Annotated in this window: 21 protein-coding genes; 7 read left to right on the forward strand and 14 right to left on the reverse strand. The window is 65.7% G+C overall.

The genetic code is table 11. From position 1 onward, the window contains the following. Positions 1-18: 18 nt before the first annotated feature. Positions 19-933 carry a DMT family transporter gene (locus EN857_RS04940; protein ID WP_245509040.1) on the forward strand — a complete coding sequence of 305 codons (915 nt, stop codon included), beginning with the start codon at positions 19-21 and terminating at the stop codon, positions 931-933. A gap of 139 nt (positions 934-1,072) precedes the next feature. Here the strand turns inward: EN857_RS04940 and EN857_RS04945 are convergent, their stop codons facing one another. After that, entirely contained in the window at positions 1,073-1,930 is an 858-nt protein-coding gene (locus EN857_RS04945; RefSeq protein WP_135858058.1) for a LysR substrate-binding domain-containing protein, read from the reverse strand. A gap of 114 nt (positions 1,931-2,044) precedes the next feature. Between EN857_RS04945 and EN857_RS04950 the strand changes: the two genes are divergently transcribed. After that, complete coding sequence (locus EN857_RS04950) at positions 2,045-2,452, forward strand: 4-oxalocrotonate tautomerase family protein (protein WP_127310845.1); 408 nt, start codon at positions 2,045-2,047, stop codon at positions 2,450-2,452. Positions 2,453-2,758: 306 nt separating this feature from the next. Continuing rightward, positions 2,759-4,981: an AMP-binding protein gene (locus tag EN857_RS04955; RefSeq protein WP_127284287.1), complete on the forward strand. Its 2,223-nt coding sequence runs from the start codon at positions 2,759-2,761 to the stop codon at positions 4,979-4,981. Positions 4,982-5,087: 106 nt separating this feature from the next. On the opposite strand, the gene EN857_RS04960 is transcribed toward EN857_RS04955, so the two are convergent. Both EN857_RS04960 and EN857_RS04965 read right to left on the reverse strand, forming a co-directional pair. Beyond that, positions 5,088-5,834 (reverse strand): phosphatidylcholine/phosphatidylserine synthase, encoded by a 747-nt coding sequence (locus EN857_RS04960; RefSeq protein ID WP_245478351.1) that lies wholly within the window; start codon positions 5,832-5,834, stop codon positions 5,088-5,090. Positions 5,835-5,909: 75 nt separating this feature from the next. Beyond that, positions 5,910-6,608, reverse strand: coding sequence for a phosphatidylserine decarboxylase (locus EN857_RS04965; protein ID WP_127393236.1), 699 nt, complete (start codon positions 6,606-6,608; stop codon positions 5,910-5,912). Positions 6,609-6,788: 180 nt separating this feature from the next. Between EN857_RS04965 and EN857_RS04970 the strand changes: the two genes are divergently transcribed. Further along, on the forward strand, positions 6,789-7,682 hold the full coding sequence (locus EN857_RS04970) for an SMP-30/gluconolactonase/LRE family protein (RefSeq protein ID WP_135858060.1): 894 nt from the start codon (positions 6,789-6,791) through the stop codon (positions 7,680-7,682). Here the strand turns inward: EN857_RS04970 and EN857_RS04975 are convergent. The 4 genes from EN857_RS04975 to EN857_RS04990 form a co-directional block, all read right to left on the reverse strand. Next, on the reverse strand, positions 7,661-8,002 hold the full coding sequence (locus tag EN857_RS04975) for an antibiotic biosynthesis monooxygenase (RefSeq protein WP_127393238.1): 342 nt from the start codon (positions 8,000-8,002) through the stop codon (positions 7,661-7,663). The two genes, EN857_RS04970 and EN857_RS04975, sit on opposite strands and share 22 nt — an antisense overlap. 205 nt (positions 8,003-8,207) lie before the next feature. Next, entirely contained in the window at positions 8,208-10,088 is a 1,881-nt protein-coding gene (locus tag EN857_RS04980; protein ID WP_128346598.1) for an ABC transporter ATP-binding protein/permease, read from the reverse strand. A gap of 18 nt (positions 10,089-10,106) precedes the next feature. After that, positions 10,107-10,454, reverse strand: a complete 348-nt coding sequence (locus EN857_RS04985) for a metalloregulator ArsR/SmtB family transcription factor (protein ID WP_127394321.1) — start codon at positions 10,452-10,454, stop codon at positions 10,107-10,109. 102 nt (positions 10,455-10,556) lie between these two features. Beyond that, positions 10,557-12,110, reverse strand: a complete 1,554-nt coding sequence (locus EN857_RS04990) for a LysM peptidoglycan-binding domain-containing protein (RefSeq protein WP_135858063.1) — start codon at positions 12,108-12,110, stop codon at positions 10,557-10,559. Between the two features lie 131 nt (positions 12,111-12,241). Here EN857_RS04990 and EN857_RS04995 point away from each other — a divergent pair, with 131 nt between their 5' ends. Continuing rightward, positions 12,242-12,853: a TIGR00730 family Rossman fold protein gene (locus tag EN857_RS04995; RefSeq protein ID WP_127284295.1), complete on the forward strand. Its 612-nt coding sequence runs from the start codon at positions 12,242-12,244 to the stop codon at positions 12,851-12,853. 38 nt (positions 12,854-12,891) lie between these two features. Here the strand turns inward: EN857_RS04995 and EN857_RS05000 are convergent, their stop codons facing one another. Further along, entirely contained in the window at positions 12,892-13,779 is an 888-nt protein-coding gene (locus EN857_RS05000) for a LysR substrate-binding domain-containing protein (protein ID WP_127392885.1), read from the reverse strand. 116 nt (positions 13,780-13,895) lie between these two features. On the opposite strand from EN857_RS05000, the gene EN857_RS05005 reads away from it, so the two are divergent. Continuing rightward, positions 13,896-14,186 (forward strand): muconolactone Delta-isomerase family protein, encoded by a 291-nt coding sequence (locus EN857_RS05005; RefSeq protein ID WP_127392886.1) that lies wholly within the window; start codon positions 13,896-13,898, stop codon positions 14,184-14,186. Between the two features lie 46 nt (positions 14,187-14,232). Here the strand turns inward: EN857_RS05005 and EN857_RS05010 are convergent, their stop codons facing one another. From EN857_RS05010 to EN857_RS34630, 3 genes are all read right to left on the reverse strand, one after another. Then, entirely contained in the window at positions 14,233-15,084 is an 852-nt protein-coding gene (locus tag EN857_RS05010) for a hypothetical protein (RefSeq protein ID WP_135858066.1), read from the reverse strand. Between the two features lie 83 nt (positions 15,085-15,167). Then, positions 15,168-15,542: a hypothetical protein gene (locus tag EN857_RS05015; protein WP_127392888.1), complete on the reverse strand. Its 375-nt coding sequence runs from the start codon at positions 15,540-15,542 to the stop codon at positions 15,168-15,170. A 155-nt stretch (positions 15,543-15,697) separates the two neighbouring features. Further along, positions 15,698-15,874, reverse strand: a complete 177-nt coding sequence (locus tag EN857_RS34630; protein ID WP_189521630.1) for a hypothetical protein — start codon at positions 15,872-15,874, stop codon at positions 15,698-15,700. A gap of 369 nt (positions 15,875-16,243) precedes the next feature. On the opposite strand from EN857_RS34630, the gene EN857_RS05020 reads away from it, so the two are divergent. Beyond that, positions 16,244-17,242 carry a transporter gene (locus EN857_RS05020; RefSeq protein ID WP_127284300.1) on the forward strand — a complete coding sequence of 333 codons (999 nt, stop codon included), beginning with the start codon at positions 16,244-16,246 and terminating at the stop codon, positions 17,240-17,242. A 7-nt stretch (positions 17,243-17,249) separates the two neighbouring features. On the opposite strand, the gene EN857_RS05025 is transcribed toward EN857_RS05020, so the two are convergent. The 3 genes from EN857_RS05025 to cimA form a co-directional block, all read right to left on the reverse strand. Continuing rightward, positions 17,250-17,936: a glutathione S-transferase family protein gene (locus EN857_RS05025; RefSeq protein WP_127284301.1), complete on the reverse strand. Its 687-nt coding sequence runs from the start codon at positions 17,934-17,936 to the stop codon at positions 17,250-17,252. A gap of 48 nt (positions 17,937-17,984) precedes the next feature. Further along, complete coding sequence (rarD, locus tag EN857_RS05030; RefSeq protein ID WP_127392889.1) at positions 17,985-18,914, reverse strand: EamA family transporter RarD; 930 nt, start codon at positions 18,912-18,914, stop codon at positions 17,985-17,987. A gap of 82 nt (positions 18,915-18,996) precedes the next feature. Next, positions 18,997-20,613, reverse strand: a complete 1,617-nt coding sequence (cimA, locus tag EN857_RS05035) for a citramalate synthase (protein WP_128346128.1) — start codon at positions 20,611-20,613, stop codon at positions 18,997-18,999. Positions 20,614-20,773: the final 160 nt, after the last annotated feature.

The following is a 20,773-nucleotide window of genomic DNA, read 5'->3' on the forward strand; positions in this document are numbered from 1 at the left end:
GCGACGTAGACTGAGGACATGACCGATTCCCTCGAGATGACTGATACATTGGCCGATGGCGCGACGAGCGCCGCCGAGCGAACCTTGGGCATCGTCCTGGTGTCGGCTTCCGCCGTCGTGTTCGGCCTCACCGGCGTGCTGACAAAATCGATCCACGCCGATCCGCTGACGATCACCTGCTGGCGCGGTTTCGTCGGCTCGATCCTGATCACGCTTTATGTGCTGTGGCGGCGGCGCCGCTCCGGCGGGCGCGAAAGCCTGCGGCTCGGCTGGCGCGGCTGGCTGCTGGCGCTGGAAGGCGCAGCCGCCAGCATCGCCTTCATCGCGGCGTTCAAATTCACCTATGTCGCCAATGTCGCCGTCATCTACGCGACCTCGCCTTTCATCGCCGCATTGCTCGCCTTCCTGCTGGTGCGGGAAAAATTCCGGCTGCAGACGATGCTTGCCGCCGCCGTGTCGCTGTGCGGCGTCGGCATCATGGTGTGGTCGGGCTTCGGCACCGGCCATCTCTTCGGCGATGGGCTGGCGCTGCTGATGACAACCGGCAGCGCGCTCTACATGATCATGGTGCGCGCCTTCCGCGACACGCCTGTTGTGTGGGCTGGCGCGGTGTCGGCCTTCCTTCTGTTCGTCCTCGGCTGGTTCGTCACAGATCCGCTGGCGGTCTCGGCACGGGATGCGCTGCTGCTGGCCACGTTCGGCGGCTCCTTCGCGCTGGCGTCGATCCTGTGGACGGAAGGTTCGCGGCTGATCCCGGCGTCCGAATCAGGCCTGCTCGGCTCGGCCGAAGTGCCGTTCGCGATCGCGTTCGCTTTCCTGTTCCTCGGCGAGATCCCGCCGGCCGCCAGCATAATCGGTGGCGCGATCGTGCTTTGCGCGGTGTTTGCCCATGCCGGGCGCGACTGGCTGGCGGCAGGGCGCGCGGCCAACTGAAAAATATTTTTCGGGTCATGGAACCATCATCGGGCCCGCGCATTGTTGCTGTGGCGGATCACCCCCAAGTCCCCCCAAACCCCTCGATCCGCCCTCCTTAGAAGCCGACCGCAAGGTCGGCTTTTTCTTTGCGCGGCGATCAGGCTGCGGACGATGCCAGACCGGCGCTCAAAAGCGTCGCCAGATCGCGCGCCGGCCGCCCGGCGTTCTGACCCAGCCGGATGGCGAACTCGGCGGTCGGAACCGGCGGCAGCGCAAACTCGCGCGGGGCTTCGACGATGCCGGAATGGGCAAAGCGCGCCGTGCGCAAGGTCAGCGCGATGCCGGCATTGACCGCCGTGCGCACTCCGGCAAGGCTGGCGCTGCCGGCGGCGATGCGGTAGCGGCGGCCCGCCGCGTCGAGGGCGGCGAGCGCCGCTTCGCGAAAGCCGCACTGCGGGTCGAGCAGCGCCAGCGGCAAGACGTCTTCGCGCGCGGCGAGCCCCTTCTGCGAGCAGAGCCAGAGCATCGGCTCGCCGATCACGGCAACCTCGTCGGGGCCCGGTGACTGGCGCATGGTGATCGCCAGATCGAGATCGCCGGCCTGCAGCGCCTGTCCGAGCTCGATGGAGCGGCCGACGCGCAATTCGATCCGGACGCGCGGATGGCTGACGGCGAAGGCGCGCAGCAGTTCCGGCAGGCCGCGATCAGCGAAATCCTGCGTCGTGCCGACGGCGAGGCGGCCGTCGGCACGCGCGCCCTTCAGCGCCAGCAAGGCCTCGGTGTGGACGGCGAGGATGCGCCTGGCATGGCCGACCAGATCCTCGCCGGCCGGCGTCAAGCCGCGCCCCCTGCCCTGGGGAGCAAGCAGCGGTTCGCCGACGATCTCCTCCAACCGCTGCATCTGCGCCGTCACCGCCGGAGGCGAGCGGCCGACGGTGGAAGCCGCCTTCGCCAGCGAACCGCCATCGACGAAAGCAAGGAAGGTTTTGAGAAGGTCTGGGTCGAGCGTTTGCATAGTTCGATGATATCGAATCTTTTCTTCAAAACAATTCGATTTTTTTGATTCGAGGCTCGTGACATGGTTTCTTCCAAGGGCGAGGAAGCGCCGCTCACAACGAGGAGAAAGAAAATGCCGATCATCAATGTCAGCGTCACCGGCAAGCCCGACGCCGCACTCTCTGCCGCCATCGCCAGGGAGGTGACCGAGCTCACCGCGACACATCTGCGCAAGGATCCGACCATCACCGCGGTCGCGATCAGCTATTTCGATCCCCAGCACTGGTTCGCCGGCGGCAAGTCGCTCGCAGAGCACGGCACCAACACCTTCTGGCTCGACATCAAGGTGGTCGACGGCACCAACACCAAGCTGGAGCTCGAGGCCTATCTCAAGGCGATCTTCGCCGCCTTCGGCCGCCTGCTGGGTGGCGTCCACGAAGAAAGCTATGCCTTCGTGCACGAAGTGCCGGCAGCCGCCTATGGCTATGGCGGCAAGACGCAGGAGTTCCGCTTCATCAGCGGCAGGTTGAACGCGGCGTAAAGAGCGCTCCCCCTTCTCCCCCTTGCGGGAGAAGGTGGCTCGGCGCGTAGCGCCGAGACGGATGAGGGGTGTTGGAAGAAACTCGACCTCGAAAACTCCAATGTTTTTAGGCACCTACGTCTTCAAAACAGTGATCCGTCCAACACATCTCATCCGACCGACCTTCGCTCGGCCACCTTCTCCCACAAGGAGAGAAGGCCAGAGGGCACTCAGTCCACATTGACGTCGCCCCCACTTCCGCTACCCTCTGGCGCCGAAGCGGCCACTCAAGAGCCGCGACGTGGAGGACGTTGGGAGAGCGCGGCAATGATCCTGACCCTGGCGCTGCTTGCAGGCCTCGTCGCGGCCTGGCTTTTGATCGGCGTGCTGGAATCGGTGCGCCTCGGCCTGCGTTTCACGCAGGCGCTGCTCTATGTGCCGTTCAAGCTCGCCTACCGCATCGCCGACGAGCGCATCCGCATCGCCCGCAATGCCAAGGCGCCGATCATCTACGTGATTTCGCACCAGTCGCGCATCGAGCCGGCGCTGATGCTGTCGCTGCTGCCGGACGACACGCTGCACATCCTCGACGACGCTTCGGCGCGCTCACCCTGGCTGGAGCCATGGCGCGAGCTTGGCCGCACCATCGCCTTCAACGCCGAGCATGTCTTCGTCAGCCGCCGGCTGGTGCGGGTCCTGAAAGGCAAGGGCAAGCTCGCCGTCTACCTGCCCGATGCGGTCGAGCCTGATATCAAGTCGTTCCGCCTGTTTCGCGCCATTACCCGCATCGCCATGCAGGCCGACGCCAGCATCGTGCCGATCTTCGTCGCCCGCGCCCGCGACCTGCCGGCATCGCTGACCCCGGCCGACAGGGCGCCGCGCCACTGGTTTCCGCGCCTTTCGGTGAGCGTGCTGGAGCCGATGACGATTGCCGAGCTGGCGGCGCGCAATCCCGACCAGGCCTCCAACACCAACGCGCTGTTCGACCGCTTCGCGGAAGCCAGGCTCTTCGGCACCAATCTCGACCGTGGCCTGTTCCTCGCCATTCGCGACGCCGCAACCAGGGTCGGCGCCTCGCATCCGATCATCGAGGACGTCATCTCGGGCGCGCTGAGCTACCGCAAGATGTTCATCGGCGCGCGCGTCCTGGGGCGCCGCTTCGAAGCGGTGACGGCGCCGGGCGAGGCGGTCGGCCTGCTGCTGCCCAACGCCAATGGCGTGGTGCTGTCTTTCGTCGGCCTGATCTCGGCCGGCCGGGTGGCGGCGATGATCAACTACACGGCGGGACCGGCGAGCGTCACCGCCGCCGTGCGCACCGCCGTCATCAGAACGGTCGTGTCGTCCCGCGCCTTCATCGAGAAGGCCGGGCTCGCCGACATAGTCGAGGCGGTCGAGGCAGGCGGCGCCAGGATGCTGTGGCTCGAGGATGTGCGCCAGAGCATGACGATGCTGGACAAGCTCGCCGCCGCCCTCTTGTGGCGCTTTCCGCTGCGGCCACAGGATGCGGCGAAGCCGGCGGTGATCCTGTTCACCTCAGGCTCGGAGGGCACGCCCAAGGCGGTCGTCCTGTCGCACAAGAGCCTCTACGCCAACGCCATGCAGGCCGAGGCCCGCATCACCATCTCGCCCGCCGACATCCTGCTCAACGTGCTGCCGGTGTTCCACTCGTTCGGACTGACCGGCGGCACCATCCTGCCGCTGGTCACCGGCGTGAAGCTGTTCCTCTACCCGTCCCCTCTCCACTACAAGATCATCCCCGAGATCGCGCGCAAGGTCAGGCCGACCATCATGTTCGGCACCGACACCTTCCTCGCCAACTATGCGCGCACCGCCAAGGATGGCGATTTCTCCAGCCTGCGCTTCGTCGTCGCCGGCGCCGAGGCGGTGAAGCCGGAGACGCGCCGTGTCTACCGCGAGCGCTTCGACGCATCGATCATCGAGGGCTTCGGCCTGACCGAGGCCGCTCCGGTCGTCGCCGTCAACACCGCCATCCATGGCCGCGACGGCACGGTCGGGCGGGCCCTGCCAGCCATCCGCATGAAGCTCGAGCCGGTCGAAGGCATCGACGACGCCGGCCGGCTGTGGCTCGACGGGCCGAACATGATGATGGGCTACATGACCGCCGACCGGCCGGGCGAGTTGCAGCCGCTCGACGGCTGGCACGATACCGGCGACATCGTCTCGATCGACCGCGACGGCTTCATCACCATTCGCGGGCGCGCCAAGCGCTTCGCCAAGATCGCCGGCGAAATGGTGTCGCTGGGCGCCGTCGAGATGCTGGTGCAGTCGCTGTGGCCGGAAGAGCGCCACGCCGCCGTGGCGGTGCCGGACAAGAGACGCGGCGAGCGCATCGTGCTGGTGACCACGGCCGATGACGCCAGCGCGGAGGAACTGCGTGCCTTCGGCAAGAAGGCGGGCGCGGCCGAACTGATGGTGCCCAACGACATCGTCAAGGTGGAGGAGATCCCGGTGCTGGGCTCGGGCAAGACAGACTATGTCTCGACCCGCAGGCTGGCGATCGACCGGCTGGGGCTGAGCGCGGCGGCGTAGCGTGCTAGAGCGGTTCAGCGTTTCATGGAACCGCCGACCCGCTCTAACTATTTGTTTCTACGCGATTCCGGACGGAAAACCGTTACACACTTTTCCTGGAATTGCTCTAGCCGATGTCCGACGGCGGCACCTTCTCGCCTTCGCGCATGGCGCGCTTGGAATAGGCCCGCACGGAAAACGGCAGGAAGACGAGATAGCCGGCGACCGAGGCGGTCAGCGTGTACCAGGGATAGGTCATCAAAAGCAGGACGTAGAGCACGACGGCAAGGATCACCGGAAGCACCTTGTCGCCCGGCACCTTGATGCTCTTGCCAGAATGGACCGGCAGCCGGCTGACCAGCAGGAAGGCGACGAGTACGGTGAAGCCGGTGGCGACAAAGGCGGCGAGACGGGTCGGCTCGAGTCCCAGCCGCAGGAAATAGAGGTAGAGCGGCAGCATCACCAGCACCGCGCCCGCCGGCGCCGGCACGCCGACGAAATATTCGCTCTGCCACAGCGGCCGGTCGGCCTTCTCATCATCCAGCACATTGAAGCGGGCGAGCCGCAGGCCGCAGGCGATGGTGAACAGAAGTGCCGCGATCCAGCCGAACGAGCCGGCCTGGTCGAGCAGGAAGGCATAGAGCACCAGCGCCGGCGCCACGCCGAAATTGACGATGTCGGCCAGCGAATCCATCTGTGCGCCGAATTTCGAGGTCGCCTTCAGCATTCGCGCCAGGCGGCCGTCGATGCCGTCCAGGAAGGCGGCGAGCAGCACCATCACCACCGCCGGCTCGAAGCGGTCCTGGAAGCCGAAGCGAATGCCGGAGAGGCCGGCGCAGATGGCAAGCACGGTGACCAGGTTGGGCAGCACCATGCGCATCGGGATTTCACGGATGCGCGGACCGCCGCTGGCATGCGCCTCGAATTTCTTGAAGGGCGCGCCCACGGCTCAGGAAATCCTGACCAGCGGCGTCACCGCCGCGCCGCCGAATTCGGCAAGCACCGTCTCGCCGCCGACGGCCGTCTGGCCGACGGCGACGCGCGGCACGGCGTTCAGCGGCAGGAAGACGTCGACGCGCGAGCCGAAGCGGATCAGGCCGAAGCGCTCGCCGATGGCGATCGATCCGCCGGCCTCGGCCCAGCAGACGATGCGCCGCGCCACCAGGCCGGCGATCTGCACGGCGGCGACGGTGCCGTTGGGGCTATCGATGACCAGCCCGTTGCGCTCGTTCTCCGAGCTTGCCTTGTCGAGCTCGGCGTTGAGGAATTTTCCGGGCCGGTGCTCGATCCTGGCGATCCGGCCACGCACCGGGGCGCGGTTCACATGGCAGGAAAAGACGTTCATGAACACCGATATGCGGGTCATCTCGCCGGAGCCGAGACCCAGCTCGCGCGGCGGCACGGCGGGACCGACCGCCGAGATGACGCCATCGGCCGGGCTCACCACCAGCCGGTCGTCGACCGGGGTGACGCGCTCGGGATCGCGGTAGAAATAGATGCACCAGGCGGTGAGGATCAGCCCGGTCCAGAACAGGATCGAGGAGAAATAACCCAGAAAAAGCGTGCCCGCGGCAAAAGCGGCAATAAAGGGATAGCCCTCGCGATGGATCGGAACGAGCGTATTCTTGATCGTATCGACGATGCTCATGGGATGGGGGCAGTCCCTGTTTCAGGTCCGGCCTCAATAGCCGAAAGCCCCCCTGCCCGCAACGCAACAATGGGCGAGGCTGGGCGGGTCACCGGAGACATGCATTTTTTTGCCTATGCTGTCGGAACTCGACCATGCCACTCGTCCTTGGCTAGACAACTCGCCCAGGGAGCCCGCCAAATGCCATCGCCGAAATCGTCTGCAATTGATGCCAATCTCATCATCGAGGGTCTCGCCTTCGGCGAGTCGCCGCGCTGGCATGACGGACGGCTGTGGGTCTGCAACTGGGGCACGGGCGAGATCGTCGCGGTGGATGCGGACGGCAACAGCGAAATCATGCTCGCAATACCGGCCACCCTGCCCTATTCGATCGACTGGCTGCCGGATGGGCGATTGCTCGTCGTCTCCGGCCGGGAAGGCCTTCTGCTGCGGCAGGAGGCTGATGGAACGCTCGCCACCCATGCCGATCTCAGGCCGCTGTCGAAAAGCCCGTGGAACGAGATCGTCGTCGACGGGCGCGGCAACATCTACATCAATGGCGGCGGGCCGGCACCGGCGCCGGGCGAACATTTCGGGCCGGGGACGATCGTGCTGATCCGGCCGGACGGCACGATCCGCCAGGTGGCCGAAAACGTCGCCTTCGCCAACGGCATGGCGGTGACGCCGGACAACAGGACGCTGATCGTTGCGGAGTCGCACGCCAACCGGCTGACCGCCTTCGACATCGCCGAAGACGGCAGCCTTGCCCGCCGCCGCGTCTGGGCGGACCTCGGCGGCGACTATCCCGACGGCATATGCATCGATGCCGAGGGCTGCGTCTGGTACGCCGACGTGCCCAACCGACACTGCATCAGGGTGCGCGAAGGCGGCATGAAGCTCGACAGGGTCGAGGCCGATCGCGGCTGCTTTGCCTGCATGCTGGGCGGGCCTGACGGCAGGACGCTCTATATCGCCGCCGCCGAATGGCGCGGCTTCGAGCACATGATCAGCGATGCCCGTACCGGCCAGGTGCTGAGCGTCGAAGCGCCGGCACCTAGCGCGGGTTGGCCTGCCTACTGTTCCGGCAAACGCTGATAGTTGGCGATATCGGCCCTGACGCCGAGCCGGGCGATCGTCTCCTGCGGGCTGAACGCGATGCGCTCGTGCGCGGCCTTGACGATCGGCACCACCTTGTCGACCGCTGCCTGGCTTTCCCATTCGACGATGGTGACGAGGTTGAACTCGCCCGGCCCGGAGAACTGCTCGAGCAGGAAGTCCTGCACGAAGCCGCTCTGCTGGCGCAGCAGTTCGTGGGTCATCCGGACCTTGCCAATGATCTCCTCGCGAGCCGCCGCCGGAACGACAAACTTGTCGACCCGGAACACGCTGCCATTGCCTTGATTTCTCTCGCTCATTTCAATCTGTCTCCGTTCTGGAAAGGCTCGTTTCGCAGGGGCTCGGAGACGGTTTGCAAGCTCAAGGTAAGTTGAGGTCAAGGGGATTTTTTGCGCCGACTTCCCCTTCTCGGCTGCAGCGATTTCAACATATCGCCAAGCTGGAACACTCCTCATCCGTCGCCTTCGGCGACACCTTCTCCCGCAAGGGGAGAAGGAAGAGGCGCTAACTAACCTCCGACGTCCTTCTCCGCACGATGACACCCAGCTCGTCGCTCTCGCGGGCGACGCGCAGCCTCTCCTCGGCCTCGGTCGCCTCGCGCTGGCGGTCCCACATCGAGGCGTAGAGGCCATCCTTTCGCAGCAGCGCGGCATGGGTGCCGCGTTCGGCGATCTGGCCGTCCTTGAGCACGATGATCTCGTCGGCCGAGATCACCGTCGACAGGCGGTGGGCAATGACGATGGTGGTGCGGCCCTTGCTGACGAGGTCGAGGGCTGCCTGGATCTCCTGCTCGGTCTGGGTGTCCAGCGCCGAGGTCGCCTCGTCGAGCATCAGGATCGGCGGCGCCTTCAAAATCGTGCGGGCGATCGCCACGCGCTGCTTCTCGCCACCGGAGAGCTTCAGCCCGCGCTCGCCGACCATCGAGCGGTAGCCCTCAGGCAGCTTCTGGATGAAGGGGCCGATCTGGGCGAGCTCGGCCGCCTTGCGCACTTCCTCCTCGCTGGCGCCGACGCGGCCATAGCGGATGTTGTAGGCGATGGTGTCGTTGAACAGCACGGTGTCCTGCGGCACCATGCCGAGCACCGCGCGCAGGCTCTCCTGGGTGACGTCCCTGATGTCCTGGCCGTCGATCAGCACCTGCCCGCCCTGCACGTCATAGAAGCGGAACAGCAGCCTGGAGATGGTCGACTTGCCGGCGCCGGATGGGCCGACGATGGCGACCGTCTTACCGGCCGGCACTTCGAAGGAGACGCCCTTCAGAATCTTGCGGTTCGGATCGTAGGAGAAATGCACGTCGCGGAACTCGACCTTGCCCGCGCCGACCAGCAAAGGCCTGGCGTCCGGCTTGTCGACGATTTCCTGCGGCACGTCGAGCAGGTCGAACATGTGCTCGATGTCGGTCAGCCCCTGGCGGATCTCGCGATAGATGAAGCCGATGAAGTTGAGCGGGACGGACAGCTGCATCAGCATGGCGTTGATGAAGACGAAGTCGCCGACACTCTGCGTGCCGGCCTGCACTTCCAGCGCCGACATGCACATGACGATGACGGTGCCGAGGCCGAAGATGACGCCCTGGCCGAAATTCAGCCAGCCGAGCGAGGTCCAGGTGCGGGTGGCGGCGATCTCGTAGCGCGCCATCGAGCGGTCGAAACGCTCCGCTTCCATGGCCTCATTGGTGAAATACTTGACCGTCTCGAAATTGAGCAGCGAGTCGATCGCCTTGGTGTTGGCGTCGGTGTCGCTGTCATTCATGTCGCGACGGATCGAGATGCGCCAGTCACTGGCCTTGACCGTGAACCAGACATAGACCCAGACGGTGACAGCGACCACGGCCACATATTTCCAGCCATAGGTGAAGGCGAAGATGCCGGCGGTCAGCGCGAATTCGAGGATGGTCGGCGCCGTGTTCAGCATGATGAAGCGCACAATCGTCTCGATGCCCTTGGTGCCGCGCTCGATGATGCGCGACAGGCCGCCGGTGCGGCGCTCGAGATGGAAGCGCAGCGACAGCTGATGCATGTGTACGAAGGTGCGGAAGGCGAGCTGGCGCACCGCATACTGGCCGACACGGGCAAACAGCGCGTCGCGCAGCTGGTTGAAGCCGAGCTGCACCAGCCTCAGCACGTTGTAGGCGACGACCAGCATAACCGGCGCAAGCAGGAAGGACGGCAGTGGCGGCGGCGTCTTCGCGGCGCCGGCCAGCGCGTCGGTCGCCCATTTGAAAAAATACGGGCCGGCGACCAGCGTCACCTTGGCGACGACCAGCAGCAGCGTTGCCCAGGTGACGCGCGCCCTCAGATCGGCGCGGTCCGCCGGCCACATATAGGGCCACAGATTGCGTAAGGTCGCGAGGGTCGATGAATCGGAGACGGTTTTTCCGGCCATTCTTTTTGCCTTCTTGTTCTAGCCGACGGAGCAGCAGGATTTGACCAGCGCCGAGAGCGATGCCGAGACATCGGCGAGCGCCGCGTGGTCGACTTCGTAGCGCGAGCGCTGGCGGTCGGGCTCGAAACGGACCAGTCCGGCCTCGACCAGGATCTTCAGATGTTGCGAGACGGTGGACTGGGCGAGGTCGAGATGGTCGACCACCTCGCGACAGCAGCAGGAACGGCTTGCGGCGAGATGCCTGAGGATCTCGATGCGCGCCGGATGCGAAAGCGCCGCGAACCGCGCTGCGACGGCGCGGCTGTCGGGGGCGCAGGCGGGATGAGCGCTGTTCGCAGGAGCGGATTCAACCAGGGATTCTGTCATCGTTCATCGTCGATAGACGATGAACGATGACAGGGCAAGCTAGGCTGGTGGGTAGTAGGGTCATCGCCCCAGCAAGGGGGAGATTGGCCAATCGCCGAACTCCTACTCCGTCTTCGTCGGCGCCGTCGTCATCTGGTCGCCCATCGCCTTCATGTCGGCGGCCTCGCCTTCCTTCGACTTGCCGGGAACCTTGAACACCTGGCCGGGCCAGATGCGATCGGGATCCCTGATCTGGTCCTGGTTGGCGAGATAGATGGTGGAGTAGCGCACGCCGTGGCCATAGACGCGCCGCGAAATGCGCCACAGCGTGTCTTTGCGGCGGATGATGACGGCGCCGTCGGCGTGTTCGAGCTTGGGTGCCACCGTCTCCGGCACGTCCGGCGTCGCCGCCGCGACCTTGGCCGGCGCTTCGGCCGCAGGAGCAGCGGGCGCCTCGGCGGTCGTTGCGGGCGCGGCGGGTTCGGCCGCCGGGGCAGCAGGCGCCTCGGCCGCTGTCGCCGGCGCGGCGGGCTTCGTCTCGGCGGGCTTTGCCTCAGCAGGCTTGGTTTCGGCGGGCGCCACGGCGGCGACCGACTCGCCAGGCTCGCGCTCGAACGGCACGGCGGCGCGGGCCACCACCTTCACGCCGTCGTCGCCCAGGCCATCGACATGGATGGTGTAGCTGCCGACCGGAATGTCGCGGGTGGCCTCGATCAGGAAATGACCGTCGGGCGAGGTCTGGGCGTCGCCGAGCAGGATATCGTTGGCATAGGCGCGCACCTTGAGGCCGGGATCGGCCGTGCCGGCGACGAAGATTTTGTTGCCGTCGATCTCGACCGCTTCGACGACGATCTTGGGTTCGGCCGCCGGCGCTGCGGGCGCCGTTGCCGGAGCAGCGGGTGCAGGTGCCGCTTCCACGGCCGCCGGCGCGGCCGGAGCCGGTGTTGCCGGCGCTGGCGTGGTGGCTGCGGGCGCTTCCGCCGCAGGGGCGGCCGCCTGGTCGCCGGTGGCGGGCGCCGCGGGCTTGGTCTCCGGCGCCGGGACGGTGAGCAGTTCGGATGGCTTGCCCGGCTCCTCGACCATCGCCAGCACCTGGCCGGCCGGATTCTGCGGGATCGAAACGACAGCGGTCTGCACCGAAGCGGTCACGACATCGCCGGCCGTCGAGCGCAGCGTGATGGTGTAATCGCCGGGCTTCAGCGGATCGTCGAGAACGATGGCGAAGGCGCCGTCGGGACCGGCGACGGTCGAGCCAATCACGGTCGCGCCGTTGAGGATTTCGACCTTGGAATTGGGCGCCGCGTTGCCGGCGACGACGATCGAACCATTGCTTTCGACGCGCACGACATCGAAGGTCGGCGCGACCGAACCGGCCGTGGCGGGCGGCGTGGCAGGCGCCGCGGGAGCCTCAGACGCAGGCGCAGCAGGAGCGGATGGCGCGGCCGGAGCCATAGCGTCGGTGGCCGGCGCCGGCGCGGCCGGAAGGCGGCCCTCGGTGCCAGGATCTGACGGCTTGGTTTCCGCCGGCTTGGTCTCGCCCGGCGCCAGCGCCGCGATCTCGGCCGGCGGCGTGCGATTGAGATACGGATCGAGCGCGCCCGACACATAGGCGGTTCCCGCCGCGGCGACGACGCCGCCCGCGGTAAACAACAACGCCTTCAATGGATTAATTGCCATTTTTGACTGCCCCTTAGCCACCTAACGCCGGTCTAGCGTGTTTTAGCGAGTCCCACAAGAAAAACGGCCGGCCAAGAAAAAGCCTGTCCCGGGCTTGACCATGCCTGCCGTCCCTATCACCAATCATCGGCATGAACACGATTCGATCCGTCTGCGTCTATTGCGGTTCGTCTCCGGGCCGCGATGCAACCTACGTCAAGGCCGGCCACCTGCTCGGCCGCTCGCTCGCCAAATCCGGCCTCAGGCTGGTCTATGGTGGCGGCACCAAGGGCATCATGGGCGCCGTCGCCGAGGGCGCGCTCAAGGCCGGCGGCAAGGTGACGGGCATCATTCCCCGCTTCCTCATCAACAGGGAAGCAACCGAGACCGCGCTTGACCGGCTCGACGAGCTCGTGATCACCGACAACATGCACGAGCGCAAGCACAGGATGTTCGAAAAATCCGACGCCTTTGTGGCGCTGCCGGGCGGCATCGGCACGGTCGAGGAGATCGTCGAGATCATGACCTGGGGCCAGCTCGGCCATCATCGCAAGCCGATCGTCTTTGCCAACATCAAAGGCTTCTGGGACCCGATGCTGGCGCTGCTCGACCATATGAGCAGCGAAGGCTTCATCCACACCGCGCACCGGGTGAAGCCGCTGGTGGTCGAGGATCCCGAAGCGATCGTCGCCGCCATCATGGTGGCCGGCTCGTCCGTCGACGCGCCGACGGAAGGTGTGCAATCGGTGATAGACAAGATGTAAGGCGGTAGGGGAAAACAGTGCCTACTGCCTAGTTCCTACTACCCATTGCCTACTGCCTTCCTCAAATCCCCGATCACCGCCCGCCGATCCTGCCGACGCCAGGCGAGGTGGATCGACACGCTGCGCTCGAACCAGGGCAGATCGCGGAAGACGATCCCCCGCGGCGCCGCGCTGCGCAGGCTCTCCTGCACCGTCGCCAGGCCGAGGCCGGCGCCGACGAGGCCGAGCGAGGTCAGCGGATCGGCCGTTTCATAGGCGATGTCGGGCACGAATCCGGCCTCGATGCAGGCGGCGAGGAACTGGCCGCGGTTGGTGTCGGCCGGCTGGCGCACCACGGTGATCCAGGTGCGGCCGTCGAGATGATGCGGGCGAATGTCGAGAACGGCGGCAAGCGCGTCGCCCTCGGGAATCGCCAGCACCAGCGGCTCGCGCCGGACGAGCATCGAGGCGATTTCGGGATAGTCGGCCGGCGGCGGCGAATAAACCAGGCCGAGATCGAGCGTGCGCTGGCGCAGCCCCTCCAGTTGCGCGGCCGAGCGCAGGCTCATCAGGCTGAGGTTCAGTTGCGGCCGGTCGCGGCGGAACTGTCTCAGCATGCCGGCGACGATCCCCGCATGCACCGCGCCCTCGACATAGCCGATGGCAAGGCGGCCGGCAGTTCCCGCCGCAAGATCCCGGCCGAACGTCTCCAGCCGCTTTGCACCCGCCAGCAGCGCCCTCGCCTCGACAAGGAAAGCCTGGCCCTCGGCATTGAGATGCACCCGCTGCTTTGCACGCTCGAACAGGGCGACGCCGAGCTGCTCCTCTAGCTGGATGATCTGCCTGCTGAGCGGCGACTGCGAGATGTGCAGCAATTCGGCGGCGCGGCCGACATTGCCCGTCTCGGCAACCGTCACGAAATAGCGGAGCTGGCGCAGATCGAACATTTTCGCTCCTGGTGGCTAGTCCCTCAGGTCTCAACTTCAGCCTAATCAGTCTTGGACTGTCTGACCAGCGGCGGCGACAATTCCGCCATCCCAATCAGGATCTTTAGGAGACAGCCATGCAGTTCTTTGCCCTTCTCACCCGCAACACCCAGAAGTTCAGCGACGCCGATTTCGCGCCGCTGCTGCCCGGCGAGGCCGAGCAGCGGCGAGCGCTCTATGCAGATGGCGCTGTGCGCCAGGTGTGGAACCGCGGCGACATTCCCGGCAGCGGCATGATGTTCGAGGCGGCCGACGACGCCGAAGTGCGCGGCCATCTCGCTACGCTGCCGCTGGTCAAGGCCGGCATGATGGATATCGCGGCGATCGTACCGCTCAACCCTTATCCGGGCTTCGGCCCGAAGCGCTGAGGCGGCCGAGAGCTGGAGATGAGTGCCGCCGTGAAATCGGCGGCGCTCATGAACCTCCACGACCAAACATGCGACGGAAAATGCTTGCTCGAGGTGCGGTGTATCGCTCGGGCAAAGGGTTGGTGAGCAGGAACTGCTCGTGCCCCTCGACCGTTTCGGTGCCGCGATAGCTGCATTGCAGCGACCGGGCCAGGGGAACAATCTCCTTCAGCACCGACCCGAATCCCTCACCATCGATCGGCACATCCTTGACCATGTGCAATTCGCGCGCGAAAGCCTCGACACCGAGGAAGCGATAGCCGCGCTTTTCGAGTTCGGCGCGGAGCTTTGCCAGGGAAGTCTCCGCACCCCAGAACTCGTAGCGCGTCGGCCGGATGCGGGCGCTCGCGGCGATTTCCAGATTGAGGTCGCCAATCGCCTCGGCAGGAAGAATAAGCGCCGCCACCGCGCCAAGCGAATGCTGTTCGACGGCGAGCGGAAAGGCCGACGCCTCGGCGGTGGCGCGGGCTATCCGCTGGAAGCCGACGACATCCTCGGCCGCAAAGTAGAAGTCCCGGCGCCCATCGCCATGCTGCTCCGCGATGTAGCATGCGGGGCAGCTCGCGGTGATCAGTTCCTCGCACAGTCTTTCGAAAAACGCGTAGTTCCGGCTCGACCCCTTGGGTGTCAGCAGGGCATCACGCGGCGTCAATTCGTTTGCCCGCGGGGTGAGCTTCAGGAGCAGGACAGGCAGCGAAGCAGCAGCCCGCAGAAGCGCCATGTTCACCCTCACTCGGACGAACAACGCACTGCCGCCGGGGCGGTAGCGTATCAGGTCGCGATGCGGCTCCGCCTTGCGGATGACCTCTTCCGTTTCATCGTCCGAGACTTGTTCGCCGGTGACATCGAACTGAAGCAAAGTCATCGCCTGGCCCTCGCCTCCCGGATCGCGTCCGGTAGGAATGGTCCATCTTGCCAGTTCACATCGCCCCAGCCCAGACCTCACGGCCAGGCATTCTTCATTGCGTTTACGGAAAGCCAGGCAATAGAAGGCAGCGCGATGAGCAGCGCCAGCCGCAGCCCGGCCGATCGCGCCGCGTCCGGGTTCTGCTGCTGCAGCCGTCGCCATATCTGGAAGGCCGCGGCAAGGACGAGCAGCCCGTAGAGACCGCCCAGCGCCCACAGAACCGCCGTGCCGCTCACCGGCATGCCGGCCTTTTCCAGTGCCTGGCCGATCAGCATCGTCGGCCCGGCAATGAAGAAGGCAACCGCGACCCCGAAGAAAAAGCCGATCATCGCGCCCGGAAACGGCGTTGCCGAGAGCGCCACAAACAGCGCCAGCAGGATGAGCAAAGTGATGAATGCGCGCTGGCCCATGGCTGCCCCCATTTTGTCATGGCCGGTCGGACACAGCCTGGAGTGGCAGGCTGGAATTTATGGCCCGTAACGAGAGAGAGACTGGTCCGCGGCGTTGTGATCGCCCCAACGCGCCCTTGCCGCGACCGGCGACAGGGACAAGGCAGGCTCTGTCATCAGCCCGCCCGCAGCGACAGCACGAACCCCACGATCAGACCAAGGACGAAGCCGAGCGGGCCGGTGACGAAGATGCCGAGCAACGGACCTTGATTGGCTTCGGGCGTGAAGATGACCGGGCCAACGAAGCCGCCAAGAAAGCCGATCACGCCCAGGATTGCGCCCCATTTGAGCATCGGTTCCCCCCGCCTGCCGAGCCACTGCACCAGATTTACGTCTCGGAACCAAGCCGCAGCGTTAGCGTTGGCTCAGACAACAGCAATTCAGGAGATCGTCATGCTGCGAGGCGCATTGCTCTGGCTCATCGGAATACCATTGCCCATCATCCTCATTCTGTGGCTGCTTGGCTATCTGCACTGACTACCGCAGGCGGCATATGCAACGCATGCCAGGCGGGGATGGCTGGCCAACCATCACAGGGATCGCGGTTCCGTGCACAGCTTCCAGCGTCACGGAACCGTCACACGCAACGGCGGCGGCCATGCTAGAAACCTGGCTTGGCCGCCCCAGCGACCTGGACCGTTACAAGATCCGGCAAAGCCGCCATGAACATCGCCCTCGCCTCGGAAGACAAGAGCCTGTCGCCCTATCTGCCCGACGAGCACGGGCTGTTCTTCCTCTATCATTTCACCGCCGAGGGCATGCGCACCAAGGATGCCGCCGACGCGCACTGGACCTGGCGCAGCTATCAGATCTCCGACATACGCGCGCGCCAGGAGATCGCCGGCGAGCAGGCGCTGCCGCCTCCCGTGCGCGAAGCCTTCCTTAGCGCCAGCCACGGCTGCCACATCGACCTCGAGGACGATTGGCTCTATGGCGATCTGCCGGACCTGCGCCACGACTATTCGGCCGAGGCGCGCGGGCTTGGCCATTTCCGCTTCGCGCTCAACGACAGGATGCTGATCGGCGCCCGCAAGCAGCCGCTGCAGTCGGTCGACACCATCCGCAAGGCGGTGGAGAACGGCACGCGAAAATTCCGCTCGCCGGCCGAGCTGATCGAGGCGGTGATGGGCCAGTCTCTGGACGGCATGGCGGCCGAACTCGGCGGCCTTTCCGAGACGCTCGACGGCATCGAGGACCGCATCGTTTGCGACGCATGGCACAGCGAGCGGCAGGCGCTGGTCGACGCGCGCCGGCAGCTCGTGGTGATCCACCGGCAGATGGCGACGCTGACCAGCCTGTTTCGGCATCTCGACCATTCGCACCGCAACGATCTGCCCGATGCGGTCAACGACATGGCCGCAAGACTCTCGCACCGGGCGCACACGCTCTATCACGACGGCGAGCAGCTGCAGGCACGTACAAGGCTGCTGCAGGACGAGCTTATGGCCAAGCTGACGATGCAGTCCAACCAGTTGCTCTACATCTTGTCGGTGATGACGGCGGTGCTTTTGCCGATGACCATTATTTCAGGTCTGTTCGGCATGAATGTCGGCGGCCTGCCGCTGCTGGATTCGCCGATGGGCTTTTGGGTGGTGACGGCGCTGTCGCTGCTGGTCGCCGGCGCCGTCTATCTGTTCGTCAGGCGGCTCGGGCGGGTATAGGCGCGACCTACGCCGTCGCCCGCAGATCCTCGACGATGGCGCCGGCGGCGCGGACTTCCGCTTCGTGCTCGGGCTCGCGCCATGTCTCGGCAAGGCCCGCCGCGTACCATTCGCGCATCGCAGGCAGGTCGAGCAGCCGCTTCGGATAGGCGGCCGCAGCGCCCTCGAATTCGAGCCCATAGGACTGCGCCCGGAACGCCACCGGCGCAAAGAAGGCATCGGCGGCGGTGAAGCGGTCGCCGGCCAGGAACGGGCCGCCGAAGCGGGCGAGGCCGTCATTCCAAAGATCGCTCAGACGGAAGAGATCCTGCTTCAGCGCATCGGACATCGGGAACGGCTCGACGCGCACGCCGCAGCTCATCGGGCAGAGGTTGCGGAGCGCGGTGAAGCTCGAATGCATTTCGGCTGCGGCCGAGCGCGCCCAGGCACGCGCCCTGGCGTCCGCCGGCCACACGTCCTGATGGCGCTCGGCCAGATATTCGACGATGCTGAGCGAATCCCAGACCGCCCAGCCATCATCGACCAGGCACGGCACTCGGCCATTGGGCGAGAACGACCGAAAAAGGCTGAAACTGGATCCGGTCGGAAACGGCGTCAGTCGCTCCTCGAAGGGAATGTCGAGAGTGCGCATCAGCACCCATGGCCGCAGCGACCAGGAGGAATAGTTCTTGTTGCCAATGTGCAGAACGTACATCGGGCGCGCCCCTCCTCGTTTCATGCAGTTCCGGACGGAAAACCGCTTCTATCTTGCCGCCGGCGCCGGTTGGCGAACCTCGCGGCCCCTGAACATCGACCAGCTGTACATCGCCAGTGCCGTCCAGATCAGCCCGAAGGCGACGGCCTGCGTTGTGCCGAACGGCTCGTTGAAGGCCAGCACGGCGATCAGGAAGACCATGGTCGGCGCGATGTACTGCATGATGCCGATGGTCGAGAGGCGCAGCAGCCTGGCGCCGAAGGCGAAGAGCAGAAGCGGCACGGCGGTGACCGGGCCGCAGCCGATCAGCAGCGCGGTATCGGTGCCGTTGCCCGAGACAAAATGGTCCTGTCCGGTGGCGATCAGGTAGGCGATGTAGCAAAGCGCCGGCACCGACAGCAAAAGCACTTCGAGCAAAAAGCCCTGGCTCGGGCCGATCGGCAGCGTCTTGCGGAAGAAGCCGTAGGCGGCGAACGAGAAGGCCAGCGCCAGCGACACCCAGGGCAGCTTGCCGGCCTCGATTGTGAGCACCATCACCGCGATCGCGGCCAGCGCGACCGCCGCGATCTGCAGCCGGTCGAGCCGCTCGCCGAGCAGCACCGCGCCGACGACGACCACCACCAGCGGGTTGATGTAATAGCCAAGCGCGGTCTCGACGGTGCGGTCGACAGCGATCGCCCAGACGTAGATGCCCCAGTTGACCGAGATCAGCGTCGCCGTCAGCGCCGCCATGGCGATGCTTTTCGGCGAACGGATCGCCGCCTTGAAATCGGCTGTGCGGCCGGCCCAGACCAGCACGCATGCCGCGATCGGCACCGACCAGACGATGCGATGCGAGATGACCTCGATCAGCGGCAGATGCGCGACAGCCTTCATGTAGAAGGGCAGCAGCCCCCACAGCAGATAGGCGCCCAGCGCCAGGAGGAAGCCGCGGCGGGCCTTGGCGTCTGCATCGAGCTGATCGGGTTCGGTAGCCATGGCCCAACGCTATGCGCCAGACGCCCGCCCAAGACCATCGCAAATTGCTGATGGATCAATGGACTTCCGCTGATGGGTCAACCTACTCCGCCGCCACCAGCCCGGCCATGTCGCGGTTCTTCATCAGCTTGTAGACGATCGAATCCATCAGCGCCTGGAAGGAGGCGTCGATGATGTTTTCCGAGACGCCGACCGTCCACCAGCGGGCGCCTCTGGAATCGTGCGATTCGATCAGCACGCGCGTGATGGCCTCGGTGCCGCCGTTGAGGATACGCACCTTGAAGTCGGCAAGCTCGAGGTCGCCGATCTCGTTCTGGTATTTGCCGAGATCCTTGCGGAGCGCGATGTCGAGCGCGTTGACCGGGCCGTGGCCTTCGGCCACCGACATCTTCTCCTCGCCATCGACCATCACCTTGACGATCGCCTCCGACACCGTCTTCAGCTGGCCGTTGGCGTCGAAGCGGCGCTCGACCATGCAGCGGAACGAGGTGACGTTGAAGAACTCCGGCAGGCCGTGCAGCATCTTGCGGGCGAGCAGCTCGAAGGAGGCGTCGGCACCCTCATAGGCATAGCCCGAGGCCTCTCGTTCCTTGACCACCGCGATCAGCGCATCGAGCCGATGATCGTCCTTCGGCACGTCGATGCCGCGGCGCTTCAGCTCGGCGAGGAAATTCGCCTTGCCGCCCTGGTCGGAGACCATGACGCGGCGGCGGTTGCCGACGGCTTCCGGCGGCACATGCTCGTAGGTCGCCGGCTCCTTGGCCAGCGCCGAGGCATGGATGCCGGCCTTGGTGGCGAAAGCGGAAGCGCCGACATAGGGCGCCTGGGCTTCCGGCGCGCGGTTCAGCAATTCGTCGAAGGCGCGCGACAGGCGCGAGATGCCGGTCAGCGCCTCGGCCGAAATGCTCGTTTCGAAGCGGTCGGCGAAGGCCGGTTTCAGCGAAAGCGTCGGCACGATCGAGATCAAATTGGCGTTGCCGCAGCGCTCGCCGATGCCGTTCAGCGTGCCCTGGATCTGGCGCACGCCGGCCTCGACGGCGGCCAGCGAATTGGCTACCGCCTGGCCGGTGTCGTCATGGGCGTGGATGCCGAGATGCTCGCCCGGAATGCCTGCGGCGGTCACTGTCTCGACGATGGCGCGCACTTCCGAAGGTTGCGTGCCGCCATTGGTGTCGCACAGCACCACCCAGCGCGCGCCGGCATCGTAGGCGGTCCTGGCGCAGGCAAGCGCGTAGGCGGGATTGGCCTTGAAGCCGTCGAAGAAATGCTCGCAGTCGACCATGGCTTCCTTGCCGGCGGCGACCGCCGTCTCGACCGACACCTTGATCGAGTCGAGGTTTTCCTCGTTGGTGCAACCGAGCGCGACACGCACATGATAGTCCCAGCTCTTGGCGACGAAGCAGATTGCATCCGATGTCGACTGCACGAGCGCCGCCAGCCCCGGATCATTGGAGGCCGACACGCCTGCCCGCTTGGTCATGCCGAAGGCGACGAATTTTGCCCGCACCGTTCGCTTCTGCTGGAAGAAGGCGGTGTCGGTCGGGTTGGCGCCAGGGTAGCCGCCCTCGACATAGTCGATGCCGAACTCGTCCAGCAGCTTGGCGATGGCGATCTTGTCCTCCACGGAAAAGTCGATGCCCGGCGTCTGCTGGCCGTCGCGAAGGGTGGTGTCGAAGAGATAGAGGCGTTGCTTTGTCATCGTTCTGTGGGCGCTTGAACACCCCCCTCTGCCCTGCCGGGCATCTCCCCCTCAAGGGGGGAGATCAGCAGTTCGAATGCCGCGCCACAACCTGCAGCGTTGAAAATTTGCGAAAGCCGCGACGAAAGCCAATCTCCCCCCTTGAGGGGGAGATGTCCGG

The sequence above is a fragment of the Mesorhizobium sp. M4B.F.Ca.ET.214.01.1.1 genome (assembly GCF_004791545.1).
In the GTDB taxonomy this organism is placed as follows: domain Bacteria; phylum Pseudomonadota; class Alphaproteobacteria; order Rhizobiales; family Rhizobiaceae; genus Mesorhizobium; species Mesorhizobium abyssinicae.

Bases quoted from the DNA above. Each gene is read 5' to 3' on its own strand.
- EN857_RS04960 (WP_245478351.1), bottom strand. From the start codon at position 5,834: ATGGTGCTGCCCAACCTGGTCACCGTGCTTGCCATCTGCGCCGGCCTC.
- EN857_RS04975 (WP_127393238.1), bottom strand. From the start codon at position 8,002: ATGAGCGAGAGAAATCAAGGCAATGGCAGCGTGTTCCGGGTCGACAAG.
- EN857_RS05015 (WP_127392888.1), bottom strand. From the start codon at position 15,542: ATGGGCCAGCGCGCATTCATCACTTTGCTCATCCTGCTGGCGCTGTTT.
- rarD (WP_127392889.1), bottom strand. From the start codon at position 18,914: ATGGCTACCGAACCCGATCAGCTCGATGCAGACGCCAAGGCCCGCCGC.
- cimA (WP_128346128.1), bottom strand. From the start codon at position 20,613: ATGACAAAGCAACGCCTCTATCTCTTCGACACCACCCTTCGCGACGGC.
- EN857_RS05020 (WP_127284300.1), top strand. From the start codon at position 16,244: ATGAACATCGCCCTCGCCTCGGAAGACAAGAGCCTGTCGCCCTATCTG.
- EN857_RS04970 (WP_135858060.1), top strand. From the start codon at position 6,789: ATGCCATCGCCGAAATCGTCTGCAATTGATGCCAATCTCATCATCGAG.
- EN857_RS04950 (WP_127310845.1), top strand. From the start codon at position 2,045: ATGCCGATCATCAATGTCAGCGTCACCGGCAAGCCCGACGCCGCACTC.
- EN857_RS05000 (WP_127392885.1), bottom strand. From the start codon at position 13,779: ATGTTCGATCTGCGCCAGCTCCGCTATTTCGTGACGGTTGCCGAGACG.
- EN857_RS04980 (WP_128346598.1), bottom strand. From the start codon at position 10,088: ATGGCCGGAAAAACCGTCTCCGATTCATCGACCCTCGCGACCTTACGC.
- EN857_RS04955 (WP_127284287.1), top strand. From the start codon at position 2,759: ATGATCCTGACCCTGGCGCTGCTTGCAGGCCTCGTCGCGGCCTGGCTT.
- EN857_RS34630 (WP_189521630.1), bottom strand. From the start codon at position 15,874: ATGCTCAAATGGGGCGCAATCCTGGGCGTGATCGGCTTTCTTGGCGGC.
- EN857_RS05005 (WP_127392886.1), top strand. From the start codon at position 13,896: ATGCAGTTCTTTGCCCTTCTCACCCGCAACACCCAGAAGTTCAGCGAC.
- EN857_RS04940 (WP_245509040.1), top strand. From the start codon at position 19: ATGACCGATTCCCTCGAGATGACTGATACATTGGCCGATGGCGCGACG.
- EN857_RS04945 (WP_135858058.1), bottom strand. From the start codon at position 1,930: ATGCAAACGCTCGACCCAGACCTTCTCAAAACCTTCCTTGCTTTCGTC.
- EN857_RS04965 (WP_127393236.1), bottom strand. From the start codon at position 6,608: ATGAGCATCGTCGATACGATCAAGAATACGCTCGTTCCGATCCATCGC.
- EN857_RS04995 (WP_127284295.1), top strand. From the start codon at position 12,242: ATGAACACGATTCGATCCGTCTGCGTCTATTGCGGTTCGTCTCCGGGC.
- EN857_RS04990 (WP_135858063.1), bottom strand. From the start codon at position 12,110: ATGGCAATTAATCCATTGAAGGCGTTGTTGTTTACCGCGGGCGGCGTC.
- EN857_RS04985 (WP_127394321.1), bottom strand. From the start codon at position 10,454: ATGACAGAATCCCTGGTTGAATCCGCTCCTGCGAACAGCGCTCATCCC.
- EN857_RS05025 (WP_127284301.1), bottom strand. From the start codon at position 17,936: ATGTACGTTCTGCACATTGGCAACAAGAACTATTCCTCCTGGTCGCTG.